This is a genomic window from Vibrio scophthalmi LMG 19158, from assembly GCF_000222585.1.
Lineage (GTDB): Bacteria > Pseudomonadota > Gammaproteobacteria > Enterobacterales > Vibrionaceae > Vibrio > Vibrio scophthalmi.
In genome coordinates this window covers 1-683 of record NZ_AFWE01000133.1, presented here as the reverse complement: position 1 = coordinate 683, position 683 = coordinate 1, and the positions used below count along the sequence as shown (strand labels likewise).

The following is a 683-nucleotide window of genomic DNA, read 5'->3' as shown; positions in this document are numbered from 1 at the left end:
ACAGCCGGACGGCTCATTTAATATAAATTGTGTAATGCGACACTAAGCAACCAATTACTCTTGTTTTTTTATACATAATCCCCATGTTTTATAGTGATATTCTCACTAATATATGGAGTGCAAAAATGCCATCATTTACTTTTGATCCTAAAACTGGCTCGACAAAACTTGCTGAAGGGGTTTCTATTTCAAGCATTTCGATTAAGAACGTCGGTGACGTAAAATCTTATGAAATCGTTGAAGATAATGGGGTTGTTATTCATAAAGTTGAATTTATTAAAGGTAGTGGCTTTACTGCTCGTTACGAAGGAGGTTCTGTTTCTTTAAGTGCAACTGAATGTTTTACAAACATTGCGGATGACCCCGATTCAGAAAATGCAGTTATATTTACACTTTCCCCAAATAATAAAGGCGTGTAATCACTTATTATTTAATATGGCGGCTTTTTAGGCTGCCTTTATTGCCCCGCAGGGATAAGAGAGCGCGTGCGCGAACGAGGCACCAAGCCACCCACAAAAGGCCATTTCTTCGCTTCATCAAACTGGCGCGGTCAGTAGTCCCAATCACTTCAAGAAAAAACACATCACCTTCCTACCAAGATGCTTTTCAAGAGTCACAAGACGAATGATGAAGAGCGAGACTGAGCGATGAAGAATGAGGATGTGACTCCTGAATTTCAACGC

The 683-nt window shown here is 39.8% G+C and carries 1 protein-coding gene; it reads left to right on the top strand.

All coding sequences use genetic code 11. The features are described 5' to 3' along the window. Positions 1-125: 125 nt before the first annotated feature. Positions 126-419, top strand: a complete 294-nt coding sequence (locus tag RH88_RS10505; RefSeq protein ID WP_005595693.1) for a hypothetical protein — start codon at positions 126-128, stop codon at positions 417-419. Positions 420-683: the final 264 nt, after the last annotated feature.